Below are 19,880 nucleotides of genomic sequence, written 5' to 3'. Positions count from 1 at the left end.
CATGGCCGACCTCGACGAACAGCACCCCCTCTTCCTCCTCGCGATGGACCAGCGGTCCTCGCTCCTGGAGCACACCTACGGCGACGAGTCCGGCGAGCCCGCTGACGAGGCGGACGCCGAGCGCGTCCGCGCCGGCAAGCAGCTCGTCTACCGTGGCGTGCTCACCGCACTCGCCGCGGGGGCGTCCCGCGCCCGCACCGGCGTCCTCGTCGACGAGCGCTACGGCGCCGACGTCGCCCGGCTCGTCCGCGAGGCCGGGCTGCAGCTCGCGATGCCGATCGAGCAGTCCGGCCGCGACTGGTTCGAGCTCGAGTACGGCGACGACTGGCTCGCCCACGTCGACTCGTTCGACCCCGACTTCGTGAAGGTGCTGGTCCGCGACAACCCCGCGTTCGACGCCGGCGACCGGCAGGCGCAGGCCGAGCGGCTCGCCGAGGTCTCGCGGGCACTGCACGACGCCGACCGGGCGTTCCTGGTCGAGCTCCTCGTGCCGGGGACCGACGAGCAGCAGGAGCAGGCCGACGACTACGACCGCGACGTCCGGCCCGGACTCGTCGTCGAGACGATCGGCTACCTGCAGGAGCACGGCGTCGAGCCGGACGTGTGGAAGCTCGAGGGCCTCGACCGCACCGAGGACGCCGAGCGCGTCGTCGCCGCCGTCCGTGCCGGCGGTCGTGACCACGTGCAGTGCATCGTGCTCGGACGGGACGCCCCGCAGGACCAGCTCGACCACTGGCTGCGCATCGCGGCGCCCGTCGACGGCTTCGTCGGCTTCGCCATCGGTCGGAGCAACTGGGAGGACGCGCTCGACGACGTCGTGCAGCGGGGGCTGGACCACGAGGCCGCCGAGCAGGTCGTCGCCGCGAACTACCGGCACTTCGTGGACACCTGGCTCGAGGCCCGTCCGGACGTCGTCGACGGGGTGGACGCCGGCGCGGCCTGAGCTCGGGTCCGCGTCCGGTCGGCGTCAGGTGCGGACCAGCGGCTCCGTCGCCGCCAGGTCTGCACCGATGCCGACGTCGACGAGCTCGATGCGCCCCGCGAGCGTCGCGCCGGGGCCGGTCAGCAGCCCCGCCTTGACCCCGCCGAACGTGACCGTGACGTCGGCGTGGAGCACGTGGTCGTCCGCCACGGCACCGGTGTCGACGTCGATGCCGCTCGGCACGTCGACGGCGACGACGAACGGGGCGCGCTGGTCGCGTGCGAGCTCCCGGATCGCGTCGACGACCTGCCGCGCGGGGGAGCGGAGCGAGGTCCCGCCACCCGCTCCGATGCCGAGGATGCCGTCGAGCACCAGGTCCGCCTCCGCGGCGGCCTCGGCTGCGACCGCCGCCAGGCGGTCGGCGTCGGGCGTCACGGCTGCCCGCAGGATGTCGGCGGCCCCGGCGGTGCCGGTGCCGGTGTCCGCGTCGGACGGGCCGTCCAGGAGGCGCGCCCCGGCGTCCAGCGCCGCTGCCAGGCCCGCCCCGTGGACACGCGAGCCGACGCGCAGCACCGCCACGTGCCTCCCGTCCGCCGCCAGGCGTGCTCCCGCGAAGAGGGCGTCACCGCCGTTGTCACCGCTCCCCACGAGCAGCAGCACCGAGCCCGGACCGTCCTGCGGACGGACCGCTGGGTCGTCGAGCAGCTCGCCGACGATGCGGGCGAGCCCGTCCGCCGCGCGCTGCATGAGGGGTTCCCCCGCCTCGAGGTGCGGCCGCTCCGCCGCCCGGACCTGACCGCCGCCGTAGCCGTCCATGGGGTCCACCCTGCCCCGGTAGCCTGGTGGCGCCATGTCACTCGTCCCCGAAGCGCCCCGTCCCCGTGCCGTGATGTCCCCGGACGGCCTGAAGCTCGCGACCTACGACTTCGGTGACCCGGACGCCCCCGTGGTCGTCGCCGTGCACGGGTTCGCGTCGGGCGCGGTCCTCAACTGGCACGCCTCCGGGTGGACCCGCGACCTCGTGCGCGCCGGGTACCGGGTCGTCGCGCTCGACCAGCGGGGGCACGGCGCCTCGTCGAAGCCGCACGACCCGTCCGCGTACTCGATGGACCTGCTCGTCGCCGACGTCACCACGGTCATCGACACCTACCTGCTCGCCGACGTCGCCTTCCTCGGGTACTCACTCGGCGCGCGGGTCGGTTGGCACACCGCCGAGCGGATCCCGGACCGGATCTCGCGGGCGGTGCTCGGCGGGATCCCGGACGCGGACCCGATGCGCCGGGTCGCCGTGGACCAGGCGAAGGCGTACATCGCCGACCGTACCCCCGTCGAGGACCGGGTGACGAACGGCTACCTGCAGATGGCGGCGAACGTCGAGGGGAACGACCTCCGGGCGCTCGTCGCGATGGTCGAGGGGATGCGGAACAGCGTCGAGCCGACGCCCGAGAACGCGCCGACGCAACCGATCCTGATGGCGGCGGGCAGCGAGGACGGGATCCGGGACAGTGCCGTGCGGTTGGCCGGGGCGGCGCCGGACGCGTCGTTCTTCGAGATCCCGCGGAGGAACCACTTCAACGCCCCGACGTCGCGTGACTTCCGGGAGGCGGCGATCGCGTTCCTGAGCGGCGGAACCACACTGTGACACCGGTTCGGCGCCCCGACGTCGCGTGACTTCAGGGAGGCGGCGATCGCGTTCCTGAGCGGCGGAACCACACTGTGACACCGGTTCGGCGCCCCGACGTCGCGTGACTTCCGGGAGGCGGCGATCGCGTTCCTGTCCGAGGGGCGGTGACAGGGCAGTGCGCTTCCCCTGACGGGTACTGGCGGGTCCCCTCGGGGCCAGCCGACCGGGCGTAGCGTCCCGGCCATGGACTACAGACTCCTCGGCAACAGCGGGACATCGGTGTCGACGCTGACCCTCGGCACCATGACGTTCGGCAGCGAGGCCGACGAACCCACCTCCCACCGGATCCTCGACACGTTCGTCGCAGCGGGCGGCACGCTCGTCGACACCGCGGACGTGTACTCCGGCAACGAGTCCGAGCGCATCATCGGCCGGTGGCTCGCCGCCCACCCGACCGAGGCGCAGCAGGTCGTCATCGCGACGAAGGGCCGGTTCCCCCAGGGCGACGGACCGAACGACCTCGGCCTGTCCCGCCGTCACCTGCGCGTGGCCCTCGACGCCTCGCTCGAACGGCTCGGCGTGGACCACGTCGACCTGTACCAGATGCACGCGTGGGACGCGCTGACCCCCATCGAGGAGACCCTGCGCTTCCTCGACGACGCCGTCTCCGCCGGCAAGATCGGCACGTACGGCTTCTCGAACTACCTCGGCTACCAGGTCACCAAGGCCGTCTACGAGGCGAAGGCCCACGGCTGGGCGCCGCCGGTGACGCTGCAGCCGCAGTACAACCTGCTCGTCCGCGACATCGAGCACGAGATCGTCCCGGCCTGCCTCGACGCCGGCATCGGCCTGCTGCCCTGGTCGCCCCTGGCCGGCGGCTGGCTGTCCGGGAAGTACCAGCGCGACGAGGCGCCGACCGGAGCGACCCGTCTCGGTGAGGACCCGCAGCGCGGCATGGAGGCGTGGGAGGCCCGGAACGCCGACGAGCGCACGTGGAAGGTGCTCGACGCGGTGTCCGACGTCGCCGACGCACACGGCGCCTCGCGGTCGCAGGTCGCCCTCGCCTGGCTGCTCGCCCGCCCCGCGGTGACGAGCGTCATCCTCGGTGCCCGGACGGTGTCGCAGCTCGAGGACAACCTCGGCGCGGCCGACCTCGTGCTCACCGACGACGAGCTGCGGACGCTGACCGACGCGAGCGCCCCGCGGATCGACGACTACCCGTACGGCACCGCCGGTGTCGCGCAGCGCGAGCGCCGGATCACGGGAGGGCGCTGATCACCAGCTGGCACTCAGCGCGGGCGCAGACGACGGGGCCGGATCCTGCACATCCGTGCGGGTTCGCGCTGATCGGACCGGAAGCGTGGACACGTCACCGGCTGGGGTGACACCATCGAGGGACGACCGGCTGGTTACCGCGTCGAGCGCCCGGAACGCCTCCTGATCCGCGTTCCGCGTGCCGAGGGGCCCGGACGCACCGTCGTCCGGGCCCCTCGTCGTCCGTCCGGCCGGTCCGGGTCGATCCGCAGGACCGCCGACCGCAGCGCCACCGACCCGGGGGACGCCGACGTCGAGACGGCGAGCGCCCCGCCGGCCAGCGCCAGGCCGACGAGCAGCAGCACGAACGCCAGGACCGTGCCGCCGAACGGGTGCCAGGCCTCCGCGCCGAAGACCGAGGCGAACGGTGCCGAGACCCCCACCGCGTACCGGCGGAGCACGACCGCGAAGGCGACGACCTGGCCCACGGCGGCGAGCACCGGGACGACGACCACGAACGGCCGCAGCGCCCGTGCACGGAACACGTCGCGGTCCGCGGCGAGCCCGACCACCAGGAGTGTCGCGACGAGGAGGGGCAGGCCGTAGCGCCCCTGCCAGATGATCCCGTACTCGGCGGCGCCGATCCCCTGCAACACCGCGGGCACCAGCACGGTGGCGGCGATCAGGAACACCGTGCCGGGCAGCGCACGCCGACGCACCGCGAGGCCGGCCAGGACGACGAGCCCGATGCCCATCGCCCACGCCGTGACGACCCAGGCGGGCAGCGTCGTGTCGAACCAGCCGAACACGCCGACCATCTGCTCGCCCCACTTCGGGGTGAGGGCCAGCGTCCGCAGCGTGCCCTCGACGAAGCCGTAGCGCTCAGGCGACGACGGGATGTACCCGGCCGGACCCGCGACGAACGCCGACCAGAGCACCGCCGGCACGAGGAGGACGACCGCGGCGCCGAGGGCCGTGAGCACCGATCGGCGGCGGAGGAGCTGCACGGCACGCGGCACGTCGGTGAGCAGGACCCCGAGGACCACGACGACGACCATGAGGGGCGACGCGGTCCGCATCGAGCCCGCCACGACCCCGCACACGACCAGCAGCGTGAGCCACCACCGGAGCCGCCGGCCCTCGCCGTCGTGCAGGACGAGCCAGGTCACGGCGGCGAGCGCGGCGCACCCGGCGATCTCGACGGAGCTCGGGTTGACGAGCGCGCCGACGTAGACGCTCATCGGCGTCACGGCGACCGCCGCCCACGCGGGCAGGGCGTGGCGGTACCGGAGCGCGGCCCCGACCAGCACGACGACGGCCGCGAGTGCCGAGGTGACGAGGGCCGACACGAGCCGGACCGCGAGGTAGCCGTGCGCGCCGTCGAGCAGCAGCGTCGGCCAGCCCACGAGCAGGTAGTAGCCCGGGAAGTAGTCGCCGACGCCGGTCGGCACCTCGACGTCACCGGCCGCGGTCGAGAACGGCGGCATGCAGGTGGCCGACTTGGCGGCGTCCCGCGCGGCGCACGGGACCGCACCCTGCGGGTCCGTCACGGCCCTCGGCACGTGGACGGTCGTGATGCCCTGCGCACCGGTGGGGACGCCCGTCCACTGGCCGCGCACGGTCGCCGTGGCCTTGGCGAAGTGGTTGGACTCGTCCGGGCCGTTCCCGATCGGGGTCGCGAGCACCCACGCGGCCGTGAGGAGGAAGACTCCGATCCAGGCGACCAGGGCGACGAGCAGGAGACGGGTCCGGTTCACCCGGCAACAGTACAGACCACTCGGAGAGGGCCGGCAGCGGGACTCGAACCCGCAACCCCCGTATTACAAGTACGGTGCGCTACCAATTGCGCCATGCCGGCTGACGCGCCCATCCTAGCGGCGGGCGCGTCGGACCATCACTCGGTCGGCTCGGCCGAGAAGTTCAGCGACAGCGAGTTCATGCAGTAGCGGTCACCGGTCGGGGTGCCGAAGCCGTCGGGGAACACGTGCCCGAGGTGCGAGCCGCAGTTCGCGCAGCGGACCTCGGTCCGGACCATGCCGAGCGACTTGTCCTCGATGAGCTGCACGGCCTCGGGCCGCACCGACTCGTAGAACGACGGCCAGCCGCAGCCGGAGTCGAACTTCGTGCCGCTCTTGAACAGCTCCGCGCCGCACGCCGCACACGTGTAGATGCCGGCGCGCTCCTCGTCGAGCAGCTCGCCCGTCCACGGACGCTCGGTCCCGGCCTGCCGGAGCACGGCGTACTGGTCCGGGGAGAGCTCCTCGCGCCACTGGGCGTCCGACTTGTCGACGTTGTACGCCATTGCTTCCTCCTGCTTCCGGTCGGGGCTCGATGGTGATGCCCGACCCCTTCAGTAAACTCGCGACGATGTCCGAGCATTCCGTCCGCCACGCCCGCTGGACCCGCCTGACGACGGACGAACTGTACGGCATCGTGCGGCTGCGGAACCGCGTCTTCGCGCTCGAGCAGCGGGTCACCGCCGAGGACCTCGACGGCCGTGACCGCGAGCCCGACACCGAGCACTGGTGGTTCGGAGCGGACACCGATCCGGTCGGGTACCTCCGCCTGGTCCGCCCCGCTCCGGACGAGGCGCACCCCGCCGGCTCCGCCGCGCCGGCGTGGGTGATCGGGCGGGTCGCCACCCACCCCGACCACCGCGGGCAGGGGATCGCCGGCCGTCTGGTCGCCGCCGCGCTCGACGCGCACGGGCACGAGCCGTTCGTCCTGCACGCCCAGGAGTACGTCGCGGGGCTCTACGAGCGCCACGGCTTCGTCCGGTTCGGCGCACCGTACGACGAGGCCGGCATCCGCCACGTCGGCATGCACCGCCCGTGACCGGCACGCGGGAGCGCTGGGCCGCCTACGCGGAGCGGATCGCCCCGGTCTCGCCCTCGTACGCCGCCTGGGCGCGTTCGGTCGACGACGACCTGGTCGCGCTCCTCGACGCGGTACCGGAGCAGCAGCGGCAGCCCGAGCTGGTGTTCGCGGTCGCGCGGCGGCTCGGCGCGGACCCGTCGGACCCCGGGTCGCTGCGCGCGCTCGGCCGGGAGGCCCGCCCCGCCCTGGTGGCGGCCCTCTCGACCGCCACGGTGCAGGCGAACGACCCGCGGCGGCTCGGTCCCGTCGTCCCGGTCCTGCAGGCGCTCACCGCCGCTGCCGCGCAGGCCGGTGACCCGCGACCGCTCGGACTCGTCGACGCCGGTGCCGCGGCGGGGCTCTGCTCGGTCCCGGACCGGGTCACGCTCGACCACCGCGGCCCCGACGGCGTCGTCAGGGTGCACACCGCCGTCGCTGAGCCGTCCGTGCACCTGACGGTCGAGGCCAGCGGGACGGTCCCCGAGCCGACGACCACCCCGATCCGGATCGGTGCACGGGTCGCCCTCGACCCGAACCCGATCGACCTCGCCGAGCCGGGGGCGTTCGACCGCCTGGTGGAGGCCGTGCCGCCCGAGGCGACGGACCGCACCGCCCTGATGCGCGAGGCGGCGCGTGCGACGCTCGCCGTGCCTCCCGTCCGGATCCGCGGCGTGCTGCCCGGCGACCTCGACCGTGCCCTGGACGCGCTGCCGGACGGCGTCCGACCCGTGGTGCTCACCACCGGGACGCTCGTCTACGTGCCGGGGCCGGACCGCCAGCGCGTGGTCGACCGGCTGGCGGAGCGCGGCGTGCACTGGGTGGCCCTCGAGCGCACCGGGATCCTGCGCGGTGTGGCCGCGACGCTGCCGGACGACGTCGACGCGACGGACCCGGACGCGTTCGCGACGGTCTCGCTCGACGGGGTCGCGCTGGCGGTCTGCGACCCGTTCGGCGTGCGCGTCCGGTGGTTCCGTCGACCGGGAGCCTGAACCGGGTCTCGCGACAGTCCAGCCGCGTGCCAGGGTCGGACCGCCGGGCACCCCTACGATGTGCGAGACCCGTGACCGAACCGTGACCGGAAGTGCCGTGACCGCCCTCCCCACCGACGAGCTCAGCGAGCTCGACAAGCGCGTGCTCGCGTTCGAGCACGACCGGGCGCGACACGACCGCACCAAGGAAGCGGAGATCCGGGTCGCGTTCGACATGTCGCCGGCGCGCTACTACCAGGTGCTCGACCGCGTGATCGACCTGCCCGCCGCACGCGCGTTCGACCCGCAGCTGGTCGGGCGACTGCAGCGGCTGCGGCACGCCCGCACCCGAGCACGAGCGGCGCGCACGTTCGTCGCCCCCGCGCCCGATCCCCGTGAAGAGGAACGATGACCGAGAGATTCCCGCGAGACCGGTTCGACGACGTCACCGACGGCCCCCGGGTGGGAGCGCACCGCGGTGCCCGTCGTCGTGGGCGCGGGTGGATCGCGTTCGCGTGGGGCGCCCTGGCCACCGGCGTGCTCGTGCTCGTCGGTGTGCTCGTGCTCGCGCTGCTGAACGGCAGCTACTCGTTCCCGGGGTCGACCTCGACGCCGCGTCCCTCGACGAGCTCCTCGGCGTCCGCCGCGCCCTCGGAGACGCCGTCGGAGACCCCGTCGGCACGCGCGTCCGAGGAGCCGAGTGCAGCGGAGCCGTCGGCGCAGGGCACGACGAGCGTGGTCGTGCTGAACGGCACGACCACGACCGGACTGGCCGCCCGTGGCAGCCGCGCGCTGACCGCTGCCGGCTGGAAGGTCACGTCGACGGGGGACGCCGGCACGACGGGGACGACGACGTCGGTCGTCTACTACCAGCAGCCCGAGCAGCAGGCCGTGGCGCAGGGGGTGGCGAAGGCCCTCGGCATCGCGACGGTGGAGCAGTCGTCGGCCTTCCCGAACGCCGACGTCAGCGTCGTGCTCGGTGCCGACTACGGCGGCTGACGCTCGATCCCCGGCAGTGCCGGCGCGCGGTTTGTGACAGGGGTGTTTCGGGCACGTTGATTCTTGACGGAATCGGCGTGAAAGAACGTCACACCTCTTGCCTTGCCGCGGTTGTTGCACGAGAGTCATCGCCAGACGGCGACGGCGTCGTTCGCAACAGCAGCACCAGGGAGCAAGAGATCATGGCCAACGGAACCGTGAAGTGGTTCAACGCCGAGAAGGGCTTCGGCTTCATCACCGTGGATGGAGGGGGCCAGGACGTGTTCGTGCACTACTCGGCAATCGACATGTCGGGGTACAAGGTCCTCGAGGAGGGCCAGGCGGTCACCTTCGACGTCGGCACCGGGGCCAAGGGCCCGCAGGCAGAGGCGGTCCGTCCCGCCTGACACCGGGACCACCCGTCGACGCGCCGTCCCCTCGGGGGCGGCGCGTTCGTCGTGTGCGGTGGGGCTGCGGTGCCGCCGCGGTGGGACCGGCGCCGTCGGTACCGGCTGGTGGACCCGGTGCCGTACCGTCTCCTGGGAAGTCGAGCCGCGCCTCCCGGCTGTGTTGCACTCGCACCCGGCGAGTGCCAGAATCGGCGTTGGCACTCGCTCACGCTGAGTGCCAGCACGACCCCCATGACGACGTCCGGGAGGGACGAGAAACTCACATGGCTAAGATCATTGCTTTCGACGAGGAGGCCCGCCGTGGCCTCGAGCGCGGCCTGAACACCCTGGCCGACGCCGTGAAGGTGACGCTCGGCCCGCGCGGCCGCAACGTCGTCCTCGAGAAGAAGTGGGGCGCCCCCACGATCACGAACGACGGTGTCTCCATCGCCAAGGAGATCGAGCTCGACGACCCGTACGAGAAGATCGGTGCGGAGCTCGTCAAGGAGGTCGCCAAGAAGACCGACGACGTCGCCGGTGACGGTACGACCACCGCGACCGTGCTCGCCCAGGCGCTCGTCCGCGAGGGCCTCCGCAACGTCGCCGCCGGTGCCGACCCCGTGTCGCTCAAGCGCGGCATCGAGAAGGCCGTCGCCGCCGTCTCCGACCAGCTCCTCGCCAACGCGAAGGACATCGAGACCAAGGACCAGATCGCCGCGACCGCGTCGATCTCGGCCGCTGACTCCACCATCGGCGAGCTCATCGCCGAGGCGATCGACAAGGTCGGCAAGGAGGGCGTCGTCACCGTCGAGGAGTCGAACACCTTCGGCACCGAGCTCGAGCTGACCGAGGGCATGCGCTTCGACAAGGGCTACCTGTCGCAGTACTTCGTCACGGACCCGGAGCGCCAGGAGGCCGTCTTCGAGGACCCGTACATCCTCATCGTCAACTCGAAGATCTCCAACATCAAGGACCTGCTCCCGGTCGTCGACAAGGTGATCCAGGCGGGCAAGCAGCTCCTCATCATCGCCGAGGACGTCGACGGCGAAGCCCTCGCGACCCTCGTCGTGAACAAGATCCGCGGCATCTTCAAGTCCGTCGCCGTCAAGGCCCCGGGCTTCGGCGACCGTCGCAAGGCCATGCTGCAGGACATCGCGATCCTGACCGGCGGCCAGGTCATCTCGGAAGAGGTCGGCCTCAAGCTCGAGAACGCGACCCTCGACCTGCTGGGCAAGGCCCGCAAGGTGATCATCACCAAGGACGAGACCACGATCATCGAGGGCGCCGGCGACGACGAGCAGATCGCGGGCCGCGTCCGTCAGATCCGCTCCGAGATCGAGGCGACCGACTCCGACTACGACCGCGAGAAGCTCCAGGAGCGCCTCGCGAAGCTCGCCGGTGGCGTCGCCGTCATCAAGGCGGGTGCCGCGACCGAGGTCGAGCTCAAGGAGCGCAAGCACCGCATCGAGGACGCCGTCCGCAACGCGAAGGCCGCCGTCGAGGAGGGCATCGTCGCCGGTGGTGGCGTCGCGCTCATCCAGGCGTCCGTCGCGCTCGACTCGCTCTCGCTCGAGGGTGACGAGGCGACCGGTGCGAACATCGTCCGCGTCGCGATCGACGCGCCGCTCAAGCAGATCGCGCTGAACGCCGGTCTCGAGCCGGGCGTCGTCGCCGCCAAGGTCCGCGAGCTCGAGTCGGGTCACGGCCTCAACGCCGCGACCGGCGAGTACGTCGACCTGGTGGCCGCGGGCATCATCGACCCGGCCAAGGTCACGCGCTCGGCGCTGCAGAACGCCGCGTCGATCGCCGGTCTGTTCCTCACGACCGAGGCCGTCGTCGCCGACAAGCCCGAGAAGGCCGCGGCCATGCCGGCCGGCGACCCCACGGGCGGCATGGACTTCTAGTCCCGGTAGCCGGAAGGGCCCCGCACGCTGCGCGCGTGCGGGGCCCTTCCGCGTGCGGTGCGGCGGGCGGTCCGGCGGTCCGGCGGTGCGGCGGCGGTCTCGGGGCCCGGGCGCTTCTAGTCGCGCGACTTGCCGTTCAGCTTCGTCGCCGACGGCACGTCGTGCGACGAGAACGTCCGCGCGCGGCACGTCGTGCGATCCGGTCGCGAGCACCTGTCCCGCACAGGAGGCTCAGCCTCGGTCGGTCTCCACAGGTGCGCCCGCCTCGACCAGCGGTGACGCGTCGCGCGTCCAGGATGCGGACATGACCACCCCTCGCGCACTGCCGGAGAGGCTGGCGAACCGGGCCTTCACGGTCGCAGAAGCACGGCGGTACGGCGAGGGACCGAATCGCATGCGTCGTGCCGACCTCCGGAGCCCCGTCCACGGCGTCCGCGTGCCTCGCGACCGCGAGGTCGGGCTGGTGGAGTGCATCGCCCTGGTGCTCCGCCCCGACCAGCGCTTCAGTCACACCACCGCGGCCTGCCTGTGGGGAGCGCCGGTGCCGCGAGCGTACCGAGACGCGACGTCGGTCCACGTCGCGACGGTCGGCACGGCGAGTCTCATGCGGCGCCCGGGCGTCACAGCGCACCGGGCGACCGACCACGACACCGCAGTGCTCGACGGCCTGCCACTCAGTGCGCCCGCCCGTGCGTGGGCAGAGTGCGCCACGCTCCTCGACCTCCGGTCACTCGTCGTCCTCGGCGACCACCTCGTCGGCCGCGCGAGGCTCGCCACGATCGAGGACCTCGGACGAGCACTCCGTCCGCGCGGGCACGGGGTCGTCCTCGCGCGAGCAGCCCTGGAGGCAGTGCGACCGGGGAGTGAGTCACCGATGGAGACGCTGATCCGTCTCGACGTCATGGACGCCGGGTTCCCCGAACCCGAGCTGAACCGCGAGGTGTTCGACGAGCGCGGGACCTTCCTGGGGCGTGTGGACATGTGCTGGCCGCAGCTCCGGATCGCACTCGAGTACGACGGCGACCACCACCGCGAGCGCGAGGTCTTCCGGCACGACCAGCGCCGCGGGAACGGGTTTGCCGTCAACGGCTGGATCGTGGTGCGCGCGACGGCTGCCGACGCGGCTCGCCCCGCGGTCCTGTTCGAGCGGCTCCGTCAGGCCTTCGCCTCCCGGGCGTGAGTCGGTCCGCGGCACGTCCCTTCCGTGTCGCCCTCCGGTCGCACGACCTGCCGCCGGCGGGCGCTCAGGTCGCATGACTTGCCGCGGAAGCCGGAGATGAACGGCAAGTCCTGCGACCAGAACAACCAGTGCCGCCGGGGTGGGCGGCCCGGGCCGGGGCGGACGCCGAGGCAGGGCGGCCGGGCCGGGGTCAGGCGGCGGGGGCCTTCGGGGTGGGGGTGTAGTCGCGAGGGAGCAGGGGGAGCCAGACCCGGAAGGTCGCCCCGCCGCCCGCGGTGTCGAAGACCTCGACGGAGCCGTTGTGCGCCTGCACGATGCCCGAGACGATCGCGAGACCGAGGCCCGACCCGCCGGTGTCCCGCGCGCGGGAGGTGTCCGCACGCCAGAAGCGCTGGAAGATCTTGTCGCGGAGCTGCGGCGGGATGCCCTCGCCGTGGTCGATGACGTCGAGGTGCGCCATGCCGCGGTCGTCGTCCACGCCGATGCCGATCTCGATGGGGTCGTCGTGCTCGGTGAACCGCATGGCGTTGCCCATCAGGTTCGTCACGACCTGGCGGATCTTGTTCTCCTCCGCCAGGACGATCGGGGGACGGGCCGGCAGCACGACGGTCGGCAGGGGCGTGGTCTCGTCGGTCGGGACGGTGCCGTCGACGCCCATCGCCCGGGTCCGACGGGCACGGAGTCTCGCGATGGTCTGCCGCGAGAACGCGATCGGGCCGGTCGTGTTGGCAGACGGCGGGGACACCGGGGTCTCGCCGGTGTCCTGTCCGAAGGCGCCGGGTCGCACGGCCTGCGGCACGCTGACACCGGTCACGGCGTCCTCGACCAGCACCTGGATCTCGCGGTCGGGGTTCGACGCCATGGTGTCGAGCGCCGAGTCGCGGGCGATGGCGACGAGGTCGACCGGGCCGAGCTCGAGCGGCTTCGACTCGTCGATCCGGGCGAGCTGCAGCAGGTCCTGCACGAGCAGGCCCATCCGCTGCGCTTCCTTCTCGATGCGGTCCATCGCCTGGGCGACGTCCTCCTCCTTGCGGAGGGCCCCCATCCGGTACAGCTCGGCGTACCCGCGCAGCGACACCAGTGGGGTCCGGAGCTCGTGCGAGGCGTCACCGACGAAGCGGCGCATCTGGTCGATCGTGCGCTCACGGTCCTCGAACGCGGAGTCGATCCGCTCGAGCATCGCGTTCAGCGAGCGGTTCAGTCGACCGACCTCGGTGTTCGGGGTGTCCGACTCGAGGCGCTGGTTGAAGTCGCCCGCCGCGAAGCGGGCCGCGGTGTCCTCGACGTCGCGCAGCGGGTCGAACGTCGCGGTCACGAGGAGTCGGGTGAGCATCGCGCCGAGCAGGATCACCGAGATGCCGAAGCCGAGGAAGATGACCGTGAAGCGCGCGATGGTCTGATCGGTGTCGGCGCTGGACACGGCGACGAGCACGTAGCCGGTCTCGGACGTGCCGCTCGACTGGTTCTGCAGCGACGCGGGGATGATCTGCGCGCGCCACTCGTGGTCGTGCTGGCTGTCGTACAGCGAGAACCGCTGCGAGCTCTGTGCCGCGGCGGAGAAGTCGAGCGAGCGGATGTCCGGTCGGCTGGACGCGCGGGTCTGGCAGATCTTGTCGCCGCGGGAGTCGTAGGCGGCGACGTACGCGCTCTGCGACAGGACGATCGACAGCGTGCAGTACTGCTGGCCGTCGCTGATGTTCTGGCCCTCGAGCTGCTCGGTCGTCTGCTTGACCGTGTTGTCGAGCTGCTGCATGAGGTACGTCGACAGCACCGTCATGGTGCCGAGGCCGGCGACGAGCAGTCCGAGCGCGACGAGCAGCACCGTGATCCCGGTGATCTTGGTGCGGAGGGAGATCCCGTCCCACCAGCGGCTCATTCGCGTGTGCATGCTGCCCCAACGATAAGCGGCGACCGCCCGGTGAAACCGGACGGTCGCCGTGTGCCCGGCGTCAGGACGCCTTGGACGCCTTCAGCATGTAGCCGAATCCGCGCTTGGTCTGGATGATCGGCTCGCTCGAGTACTGGTCGAGCTTGCGGCGGAGGTACGAGATGTACGACTCGACGATGCCCGCGTCGCCGTTGAAGTCGTACTCCCACACGTGGTCGAGGATCTGCGCCTTCGACAGCACGCGGTTCGGGTTCAGCATGAGGTAGCGCAGGAGCTTGAACTCCGTCGGGGACAGCTCGATCTGCGCGTCGCCGATCGTGACCTCGTGCGTGTCCTGGTCCATCGTGAGCTCCCCGGCGCGGATGATCGCGTCCTCTTCGTCGTTCATGGTGCGACGGAGGATGGCCTTGATGCGCGCGACGATCTCGTCGAGCGAGAACGGCTTCGTCACGTAGTCGTCACCGCCGACCGTGAGCCCGGTGATCTTGTCCTCGGTGTCGTCCTTCGCGGTGAGGAACAGGATCGGCGAGGTGTACCCGGACGAACGGAGGCGCTTGGTGACACCGAAGCCGTTCATGTCGGGGAGCATCACGTCGAGGATGATCAGGTCGGGCTCCTCCTCGAGCACGGCCGAGATCGCCTGGGCCCCGTTGCCGACCGCACGGACGGCGAACCCGGCGAAGCGCAACGAGGTCGTGAGGAGGTCGCGGATGTTCGGCTCGTCGTCGACGATCAGGATCTTGGGGCCATCGGTCATGCCCCTATCCTCTGACCGTTCCCTAGAGGTTGCCTGGGAGCGGGTCGTGTGATGGCTACGCGGCTGCCAGGACCTGATCGGCGTCGAGGATCGTGTACGCGTACCCCTGCTCGGCGAGGAACCGCTGCCGGTTCTGCGCGAAGTCCTGGTCGACGGTGTCGCGCGTCACGAGCGTGTAGAAGGACGCGGGCAGGCCGTCCTTGTTCGGGCGGAGCAGACGGCCGAGGCGCTGCGCTTCCTCTTGACGCGACCCGAACGAGCCGGACACCTGGATGGCGACGGTCGCGTCGGGCAGGTCGACCGAGAAGTTCGCGACCTTCGACACCACGAGCACGTCGATCGAGCCCTCGCGGAAGGCCTGGAACAGCCGCTCCCGCTCGTCCACCGGGGTCGAGCCGGTGATCTCGGCGGCGTCGAGTGAGGCGGCGAGGTCGTCGAGCTGGTCGATGTACTGCCCGATGACGAGGATCTGCTCGCCGTGGTGCTTCTCGATGAGCTCGCGCACGACCGGGGTCTTCGCGGGCGAGGTCGCCGCCATCCGGTAGCGCTCGTCGTCACCCGACGCCGCGTACTCGAGGCGGTCCTGGTGCGGCAGGTCGATCCGGACCTCGTAGCAGGCAGCGGGGGAGATGTACCCCTGCGCCTCGATCTCCTTCCACGGGGCGTCGTAGCGCTTCGGGCCGATGAGCGAGAACACGTCGCTCTCGCGGCCGTCCTCGCGCACCAGGGTCGCCGTCAGTCCTAGGCGACGGCGGGCCTGCAGGTCGGCGGTGAGCTTGAACACCGGCGCCGGGAGCAGGTGGACCTCGTCGTAGACGATGAGCCCCCAGTCGAGGGCGTCGAGCAGCGACAGGTGCGTGTACTCGCCCTTCCGGCGCGCGGTCAGGATCTGGTACGTCGCGATCGTGACCGGCCGGATCTCCTTCGAGGTGCCGGAGTACTCGCCGATGTCCTCGGGGGACAGGGTCGTGCGGCGCAGGAGCTCGTCCCGCCACTGCCGTGCGGAGACGGTGTTCGTCACGAGGATGAGCGTGGTCGCCTTGACGGTCGCCATCGCCCCGGCGCCGACGAGGGTCTTGCCGGCGCCACAGGGCAGCACGACCACCCCGGAACCCTGCGCGAAGAAGGTGTCGACGGCCTGCTCCTGGTACGGCCGCATGTGCCACGACGCGGTGTCGAGGTCGATCGGGTGCGGCTGGCCCGGTGTGTAGCCCGCCAGGTCCTCCGCCGGCCAGCCGAGCTTGACGAGCTCCTGCTTGACCTGTCCCCGCGCCCACGGCTGCAGCTCGATCTCCGAGGGGGAGCGCTGGTCGCCGAGCAGGGGCTTGATGCGCTTCGACCGGGTCACCTCGGCCAGCACCGACGGGTCCTCGGCGGTGAGGAGCAGGACCGGCTGGCGCTCGAGCTCCTCGGTCGGGGAGTTCGCGATCGCCGGGGCGTCCTCGCGCTCCTCACGCCGGATGACGAGCCGTCCGTACCGCGAGACCGTGTCGCGGATGTCGACCGTGACGCTCTGCGGGACCGGGAACTTCGCGAACCGCTCGAGCGTGCCGATCATCGACTCGGCGTCGTGGCCGGCCGCCCGGGCGTTCCACAGTCCGAGCCGCGTGATCCGGTACGTGTGCACGTGCTCGGGCGCGCGTTCGAGCTCGGCGAAGGCCGCGAGCTCGTGCCGCGCGTCCTCTGCCTGGGGGTGCGCGACCTCGAGGAGCACGGTGCGGTCACTCTGCACGATCAGCGGTCCGTTCATGACGGATCAGCCTAGGCGGCGTGGCTGCGAGCGGGGCCGCCGGGTGCGCATCGGTGGAGAACCGGCCCCGGCGCCGTGGCTGTGCAGGACCGCGCGGCTCAGGCTTCGCTCTCGACCGCGACGACGAGCGACAGCGGCAGCGTCCGCTCCACGTCGACGGCGGTGTCCCGACCGCGCACCCGCCCGGCGGCGACCGACGTCGGCACGATCGACATCGGGCGTTCCGACCCGTCCGGCATGCGGACCGTCAGCCGGATCGGCGTCTTCCCGCGCACCGCCAGGTCGATCTGCCGTCCGAGCCACTCCTGCTCCGGCTCCGCGTCACCGCGCTCCGTCGTCAGGCGGAGTCGTTCCACGAGCGCGTGCGCGGCCTGCTCCGGCGTGCGTCCGGAGCCACGGCGACGGCCGGGAGGCGCGTCCTGCGTCACCGGGCGGGCCGCAGCCGTCAGCACGGCCGGGTACCGCTGCTCCTCGAGCGCCGCGTGGACCACGTGCGGCGGGTGCGGGGCGGTCAGGGTCGTCAGGTCGACGCGCTCCCAGGTCAGCTGCCGCAGCTCGGCGTCGACCCCGACCAGGTCGAGCTGGTCCGGCGTCCCGTGCACGACCGCTCCGCGGCCGTCCGGTGCGACGTCGACCACGAGCCCGCCGTCCCGGGAGGCCACCTGGTCGACCAGGTAGCGCAGCGGCTGCGGCACGTCGGTCGCCGAGAGCCGCTCGAGCAGGGCGAGCAGGTCGTCCCGCGTCGTCCCCGCTCGGAGGGCACGGCGCACGGAGTCCTCGGAGACGCGGTACCGCGCGGCCAGCCCCGGCGCCTCGAGGTCGGCGACGGTGCGGAGCGCGTCGTCGTCGGCCGGGGACAGCGGTCCGGGGGCGATCACCGTCAGGTCGTGCTGCAGGTAGACGCCGTCGACGGTCGGCGGCAGGTCCCCCGCAGCGGCAGCGACGTCGCCGTCGAGGACCGCGCGACCCGTCGTGGTGACCGTGCCGTCGACCGCGAGCCCGAGGACCTCGGCGGTGCCGACGACGTCGAGCAGCACGGCGTCGAGCCACCGCGCCCCTGCCGGGAACGCCCAGCGCCCGACCGCGACCAGGTCGTGCAGGTCGTCGCCGGCCGTCCGGAGCACGTCGTGCACGGCGGGGTCGAGCGAGCGCCACCACCGCCCGGCGAGGTCGACCCAGCGGTCCGCCCAGGCGGACACGAGCCAGCTGCGTCCGTCGGACGTCACGGCCCACCGGCCCTCGCCGGGGTCGGCGAACCCGCAGCGCTCGAGCAGTCCGAGCCGGTCGGGCACGACGTCCGGGTCGGCGCCGACGCGCTCGCCGAGGGTCCGGGCGAGCGGCGTGCCGATACCGCCCTTGACGAGTTCACGCACTTCGCCGGCCTCGGCCGCCCGCAGCAGCTCGGCGAGCACCGTCATCGTCGTGAACGCGCGCTCGGCGCCGGTCGCGCGGGCGCGGTCCTGGTCGGCCGCCTGCTCGTCGGGAGCGGCGGGGCGGGCCGGCGGAGTGCCTCCAGGACGGAGGTCGGCGAGCTCCGGGTGGGCGGCCAGGCGTGCGGCGACCGCGTCGTCGACGGCGCCGGAGTCGTCGGCCAGGCCCAGCGCGACCGCGGGGGCGAGCGCGTCGGCGTCGCTCGACCCGTCGCGCAGCGCGAGCAGCGCGGCCCGGGGCAGGTGCTCGAGTGCTGCGTCGACCGCGTCGTCGGTCCGGAGGGCCTCGGCGAGGTCGAAGAAGTCGGCCGCGTGCTGCGGGCCGGACTCGGCGAGGACCGCCGCGGGCAGGCGACGGGCGACGACGAGCCGCTCCAGGTCGTCGTCCGGCATCGCCCGCAGGCGGGCGGCGAGGTCGGCGGTGGTCGTCATCGTCCGCCGCTCCCGGTCCTCAGCGTGCCGACCGGTTCTCGCGGGCGCGCTTGGTCCAGGTGAGGCCGAGCAGCACGAAGACGAGCACCATGCCGATGGGCAGCCCGACCAGCGGGATCGCCATGATCACCGGCCAGGGCATGGAGCCCTGCGCGCTCGGGACGGTGAGCCACATCACGATCATCGCGGCGATGCAGAGGAAGGCGGCGATGAAGATGCCGCCGATCATGAACCCGAGGACGCGTTCGGTACGATTGAACGTCACCGGGGTGTCCGCGGGTTCGCGCGTGTTCCCGGTGGATCGGGTCGGCTTGGCCATCGACCCAGGATATCCGACGCACCACGGCCGTTCCAGACCACGAGGAGTCCAGCATGCCCACCGGCAAGGTCAAGTTCTACGACGACCAGAAGGGGTTCGGGTTCATCACCGGCGACGACGGTGAGCCGGTCTTCCTGCACGCGTCCTCGCTGCCGGACGGTGTCACCTCGGTCAAGGCCGGGACCCGCCTGGAGTACGGCGTCGTCCAGGGCAAGAAGGGCTCGCAGGCGCTGTCCGTGCGGCTGCTCGAGCCCGCGCCCTCGCTCGCGAAGATGTCCCGCCGCTCCGCCGACGACATGGCGGTGATCGTCGAGGACCTCGTGAAGGAGCTCGACCGGATCAGCGGTGACCTGCGCCACGGTCGCTACCCGAAGAACGGCGAGCGCATCGCCGCGATCCTGCGCCACGTCGCAGACCAGCTGGACGCCTGATGGCCGACCACACCGAGCTCGCGCGGAAGGCGCTGCTCGAGGTCACGCCGGAGTCGACCATCGGTCAGCCGGTCGGCACCGTGGACGAGGGCGACGGCGTCGTCTCGGTCCTCTTCTCGAACCGGATGCCGGGCTACCCGGGCTGGCGCTGGACGGTCTCGGTCGCGCAGGTCGAGGGCGACGAGCCCACCGTGCTCGAGGTCGAGCTGATGCCGGGCGACGGCTCGTTGGTCGCCCCGGACTGGGTGCCGTGGGCGGACCGGATGGCGGAGTACCGCGCCGGCCAGACGGACGAGGACGACGAGTCGGACGAGGACGACGACGAGTCGGACGACGACGACACGGACGACGACGACCTCGACGACGCCGAGGAAGCGGACTACGAGGACCCGGACGACGACGAGGCCGACGACGACGCGGCGGACGACGACGACGAGTTCGAGGACGACGAGGACGACCTCGCCGAGTCCGACGACGACGAGCTCGACGGGGTGGACGTCGACGCGGCGGACACCGACGACGACGCCGACGAAGCAGACGAGGACGAGGACGAGGTCGCCGCGGCACCCGCTCCGGCGCGCTCCCGCGGCTCGCGCCGACGGGCGTCCCGCGTCCGGCCGACCGACCCCGACGACGACCTCGAGCTCGACCGGCTCGACCCGTCCGAGACGGACCCGGAGCGGCACGGCGTCTGACGAGACGCGCAGACGGCGCAGACGCGCAGATGACGCGTCGCACAGACGGACGGGAGGCGCGGTGCCAGCTGGCACCGCGCCTCCCGTCCGTCGTGGCGGTGCG

The 19,880-nt window shown here is 72.3% G+C and carries 20 protein-coding genes and 1 tRNA gene; 12 read left to right on the top strand and 9 right to left on the bottom strand.

Features of this window, described 5'->3' with window-relative positions; translation table 11 throughout:
- The first annotated feature begins 1 nt into the window (after position 1).
- Positions 2-943, top strand: coding sequence for a 2-deoxy-5-keto-D-gluconate 6-phosphate aldolase domain-containing protein (locus LCG91_RS14195; protein ID WP_058729939.1), 942 nt, complete (start codon positions 2-4; stop codon positions 941-943).
- 24 nt (positions 944-967) lie between these two features.
- Here LCG91_RS14195 and LCG91_RS14190 read toward each other — a convergent pair whose 3' ends face one another.
- Positions 968-1,738 (bottom strand): NAD(P)H-hydrate epimerase, encoded by a 771-nt coding sequence (locus tag LCG91_RS14190; RefSeq protein ID WP_224441788.1) that lies wholly within the window; start codon positions 1,736-1,738, stop codon positions 968-970.
- A gap of 34 nt (positions 1,739-1,772) precedes the next feature.
- Between LCG91_RS14190 and LCG91_RS14185 the strand changes: the two genes are divergently transcribed.
- Positions 1,773-2,564, top strand: a complete 792-nt coding sequence (locus tag LCG91_RS14185) for an alpha/beta fold hydrolase (RefSeq protein WP_224441787.1) — start codon at positions 1,773-1,775, stop codon at positions 2,562-2,564.
- Between the two features lie 225 nt (positions 2,565-2,789).
- Positions 2,790-3,821 (top strand): aldo/keto reductase, encoded by a 1,032-nt coding sequence (locus LCG91_RS14180; RefSeq protein WP_224441786.1) that lies wholly within the window; start codon positions 2,790-2,792, stop codon positions 3,819-3,821.
- 134 nt (positions 3,822-3,955) lie between these two features.
- On the opposite strand, the gene LCG91_RS14175 is transcribed toward LCG91_RS14180, so the two are convergent.
- The 3 genes from LCG91_RS14175 to msrB all read right to left on the bottom strand — a co-directional run bounded on the left by LCG91_RS14175 (position 3,956) and on the right by msrB (position 6,102).
- Positions 3,956-5,557 carry a DUF2142 domain-containing protein gene (locus LCG91_RS14175; protein ID WP_224441785.1) on the bottom strand — a complete coding sequence of 534 codons (1,602 nt, stop codon included), beginning with the start codon at positions 5,555-5,557 and terminating at the stop codon, positions 3,956-3,958.
- Positions 5,558-5,585: 28 nt separating this feature from the next.
- Positions 5,586-5,658 (bottom strand) — tRNA-Thr (locus LCG91_RS14170).
- A 36-nt stretch (positions 5,659-5,694) separates the two neighbouring features.
- Positions 5,695-6,102: a peptide-methionine (R)-S-oxide reductase MsrB gene (gene msrB / locus LCG91_RS14165; RefSeq protein ID WP_058750676.1), complete on the bottom strand. Its 408-nt coding sequence runs from the start codon at positions 6,100-6,102 to the stop codon at positions 5,695-5,697.
- A gap of 65 nt (positions 6,103-6,167) precedes the next feature.
- On the opposite strand from msrB, the gene LCG91_RS14160 reads away from it, so the two are divergent.
- The 7 genes from LCG91_RS14160 to LCG91_RS14130 all read left to right on the top strand — a co-directional run bounded on the left by LCG91_RS14160 (position 6,168) and on the right by LCG91_RS14130 (position 12,075).
- Positions 6,168-6,635, top strand: coding sequence for a GNAT family N-acetyltransferase (locus tag LCG91_RS14160; protein WP_224441784.1), 468 nt, complete (start codon positions 6,168-6,170; stop codon positions 6,633-6,635).
- On the top strand, positions 6,632-7,645 hold the full coding sequence (locus LCG91_RS14155; RefSeq protein WP_224441783.1) for a DUF2332 family protein: 1,014 nt from the start codon (positions 6,632-6,634) through the stop codon (positions 7,643-7,645). Before LCG91_RS14160 ends, LCG91_RS14155 begins: the two co-directional genes overlap by 4 nt.
- A 97-nt stretch (positions 7,646-7,742) precedes the next feature.
- Entirely contained in the window at positions 7,743-8,036 is a 294-nt protein-coding gene (locus LCG91_RS14150) for a DUF3263 domain-containing protein (protein ID WP_224441782.1), read from the top strand.
- Positions 8,033-8,623, top strand: coding sequence for a LytR C-terminal domain-containing protein (locus tag LCG91_RS14145; RefSeq protein ID WP_058750673.1), 591 nt, complete (start codon positions 8,033-8,035; stop codon positions 8,621-8,623). Before LCG91_RS14150 ends, LCG91_RS14145 begins: the two co-directional genes overlap by 4 nt.
- A 182-nt stretch (positions 8,624-8,805) precedes the next feature.
- Entirely contained in the window at positions 8,806-9,009 is a 204-nt protein-coding gene (locus LCG91_RS14140; RefSeq protein ID WP_058726184.1) for a cold-shock protein, read from the top strand.
- A 266-nt stretch (positions 9,010-9,275) separates the two neighbouring features.
- Positions 9,276-10,895, top strand: coding sequence for a chaperonin GroEL (groL, locus tag LCG91_RS14135; RefSeq protein ID WP_058729929.1), 1,620 nt, complete (start codon positions 9,276-9,278; stop codon positions 10,893-10,895).
- 304 nt (positions 10,896-11,199) lie between these two features.
- Positions 11,200-12,075 carry a hypothetical protein gene (locus LCG91_RS14130; protein ID WP_224441781.1) on the top strand — a complete coding sequence of 292 codons (876 nt, stop codon included), beginning with the start codon at positions 11,200-11,202 and terminating at the stop codon, positions 12,073-12,075.
- 190 nt (positions 12,076-12,265) lie between these two features.
- On the opposite strand, the gene LCG91_RS14125 is transcribed toward LCG91_RS14130, so the two are convergent.
- The 5 genes from LCG91_RS14125 to LCG91_RS14105 form a co-directional block, all read right to left on the bottom strand.
- Positions 12,266-13,963, bottom strand: coding sequence for a sensor histidine kinase (locus tag LCG91_RS14125; protein ID WP_224441780.1), 1,698 nt, complete (start codon positions 13,961-13,963; stop codon positions 12,266-12,268).
- A gap of 61 nt (positions 13,964-14,024) precedes the next feature.
- The gene (locus tag LCG91_RS14120) at positions 14,025-14,720 is read right to left on the bottom strand and encodes a response regulator transcription factor (RefSeq protein WP_058729983.1); all 696 of its coding nucleotides are present in this window, start codon (positions 14,718-14,720) and stop codon (positions 14,025-14,027) included.
- 55 nt (positions 14,721-14,775) lie between these two features.
- A complete protein-coding gene (locus LCG91_RS14115; protein ID WP_058750589.1) occupies positions 14,776-16,470 on the bottom strand; it encodes a DNA repair helicase XPB in 1,695 nt (564 codons plus the stop codon).
- 98 nt (positions 16,471-16,568) lie between these two features.
- A complete protein-coding gene (locus LCG91_RS14110; RefSeq protein WP_224441779.1) occupies positions 16,569-18,332 on the bottom strand; it encodes a helicase-associated domain-containing protein in 1,764 nt (587 codons plus the stop codon).
- Positions 18,333-18,351: 19 nt separating this feature from the next.
- Positions 18,352-18,651, bottom strand: coding sequence for a hypothetical protein (locus LCG91_RS14105; RefSeq protein WP_058729980.1), 300 nt, complete (start codon positions 18,649-18,651; stop codon positions 18,352-18,354).
- 53 nt (positions 18,652-18,704) lie between these two features.
- On the opposite strand from LCG91_RS14105, the gene LCG91_RS14100 reads away from it, so the two are divergent.
- Together LCG91_RS14100 and LCG91_RS14095 are read left to right on the top strand one after the other, a co-directional pair.
- The gene (locus LCG91_RS14100) at positions 18,705-19,082 is read left to right on the top strand and encodes a cold-shock protein (RefSeq protein ID WP_058729979.1); all 378 of its coding nucleotides are present in this window, start codon (positions 18,705-18,707) and stop codon (positions 19,080-19,082) included.
- Entirely contained in the window at positions 19,082-19,777 is a 696-nt protein-coding gene (locus tag LCG91_RS14095; RefSeq protein ID WP_224441778.1) for a DUF3027 domain-containing protein, read from the top strand. Before LCG91_RS14100 ends, LCG91_RS14095 begins: the two co-directional genes overlap by 1 nt.
- Positions 19,778-19,880: the final 103 nt, after the last annotated feature.

This window comes from Curtobacterium sp. TXMA1, from assembly GCF_020162095.1.
In the GTDB taxonomy this organism is placed as follows: domain Bacteria; phylum Actinomycetota; class Actinomycetes; order Actinomycetales; family Microbacteriaceae; genus Curtobacterium.
This window is presented reverse-complemented; position numbering and strand designations above follow the sequence as displayed.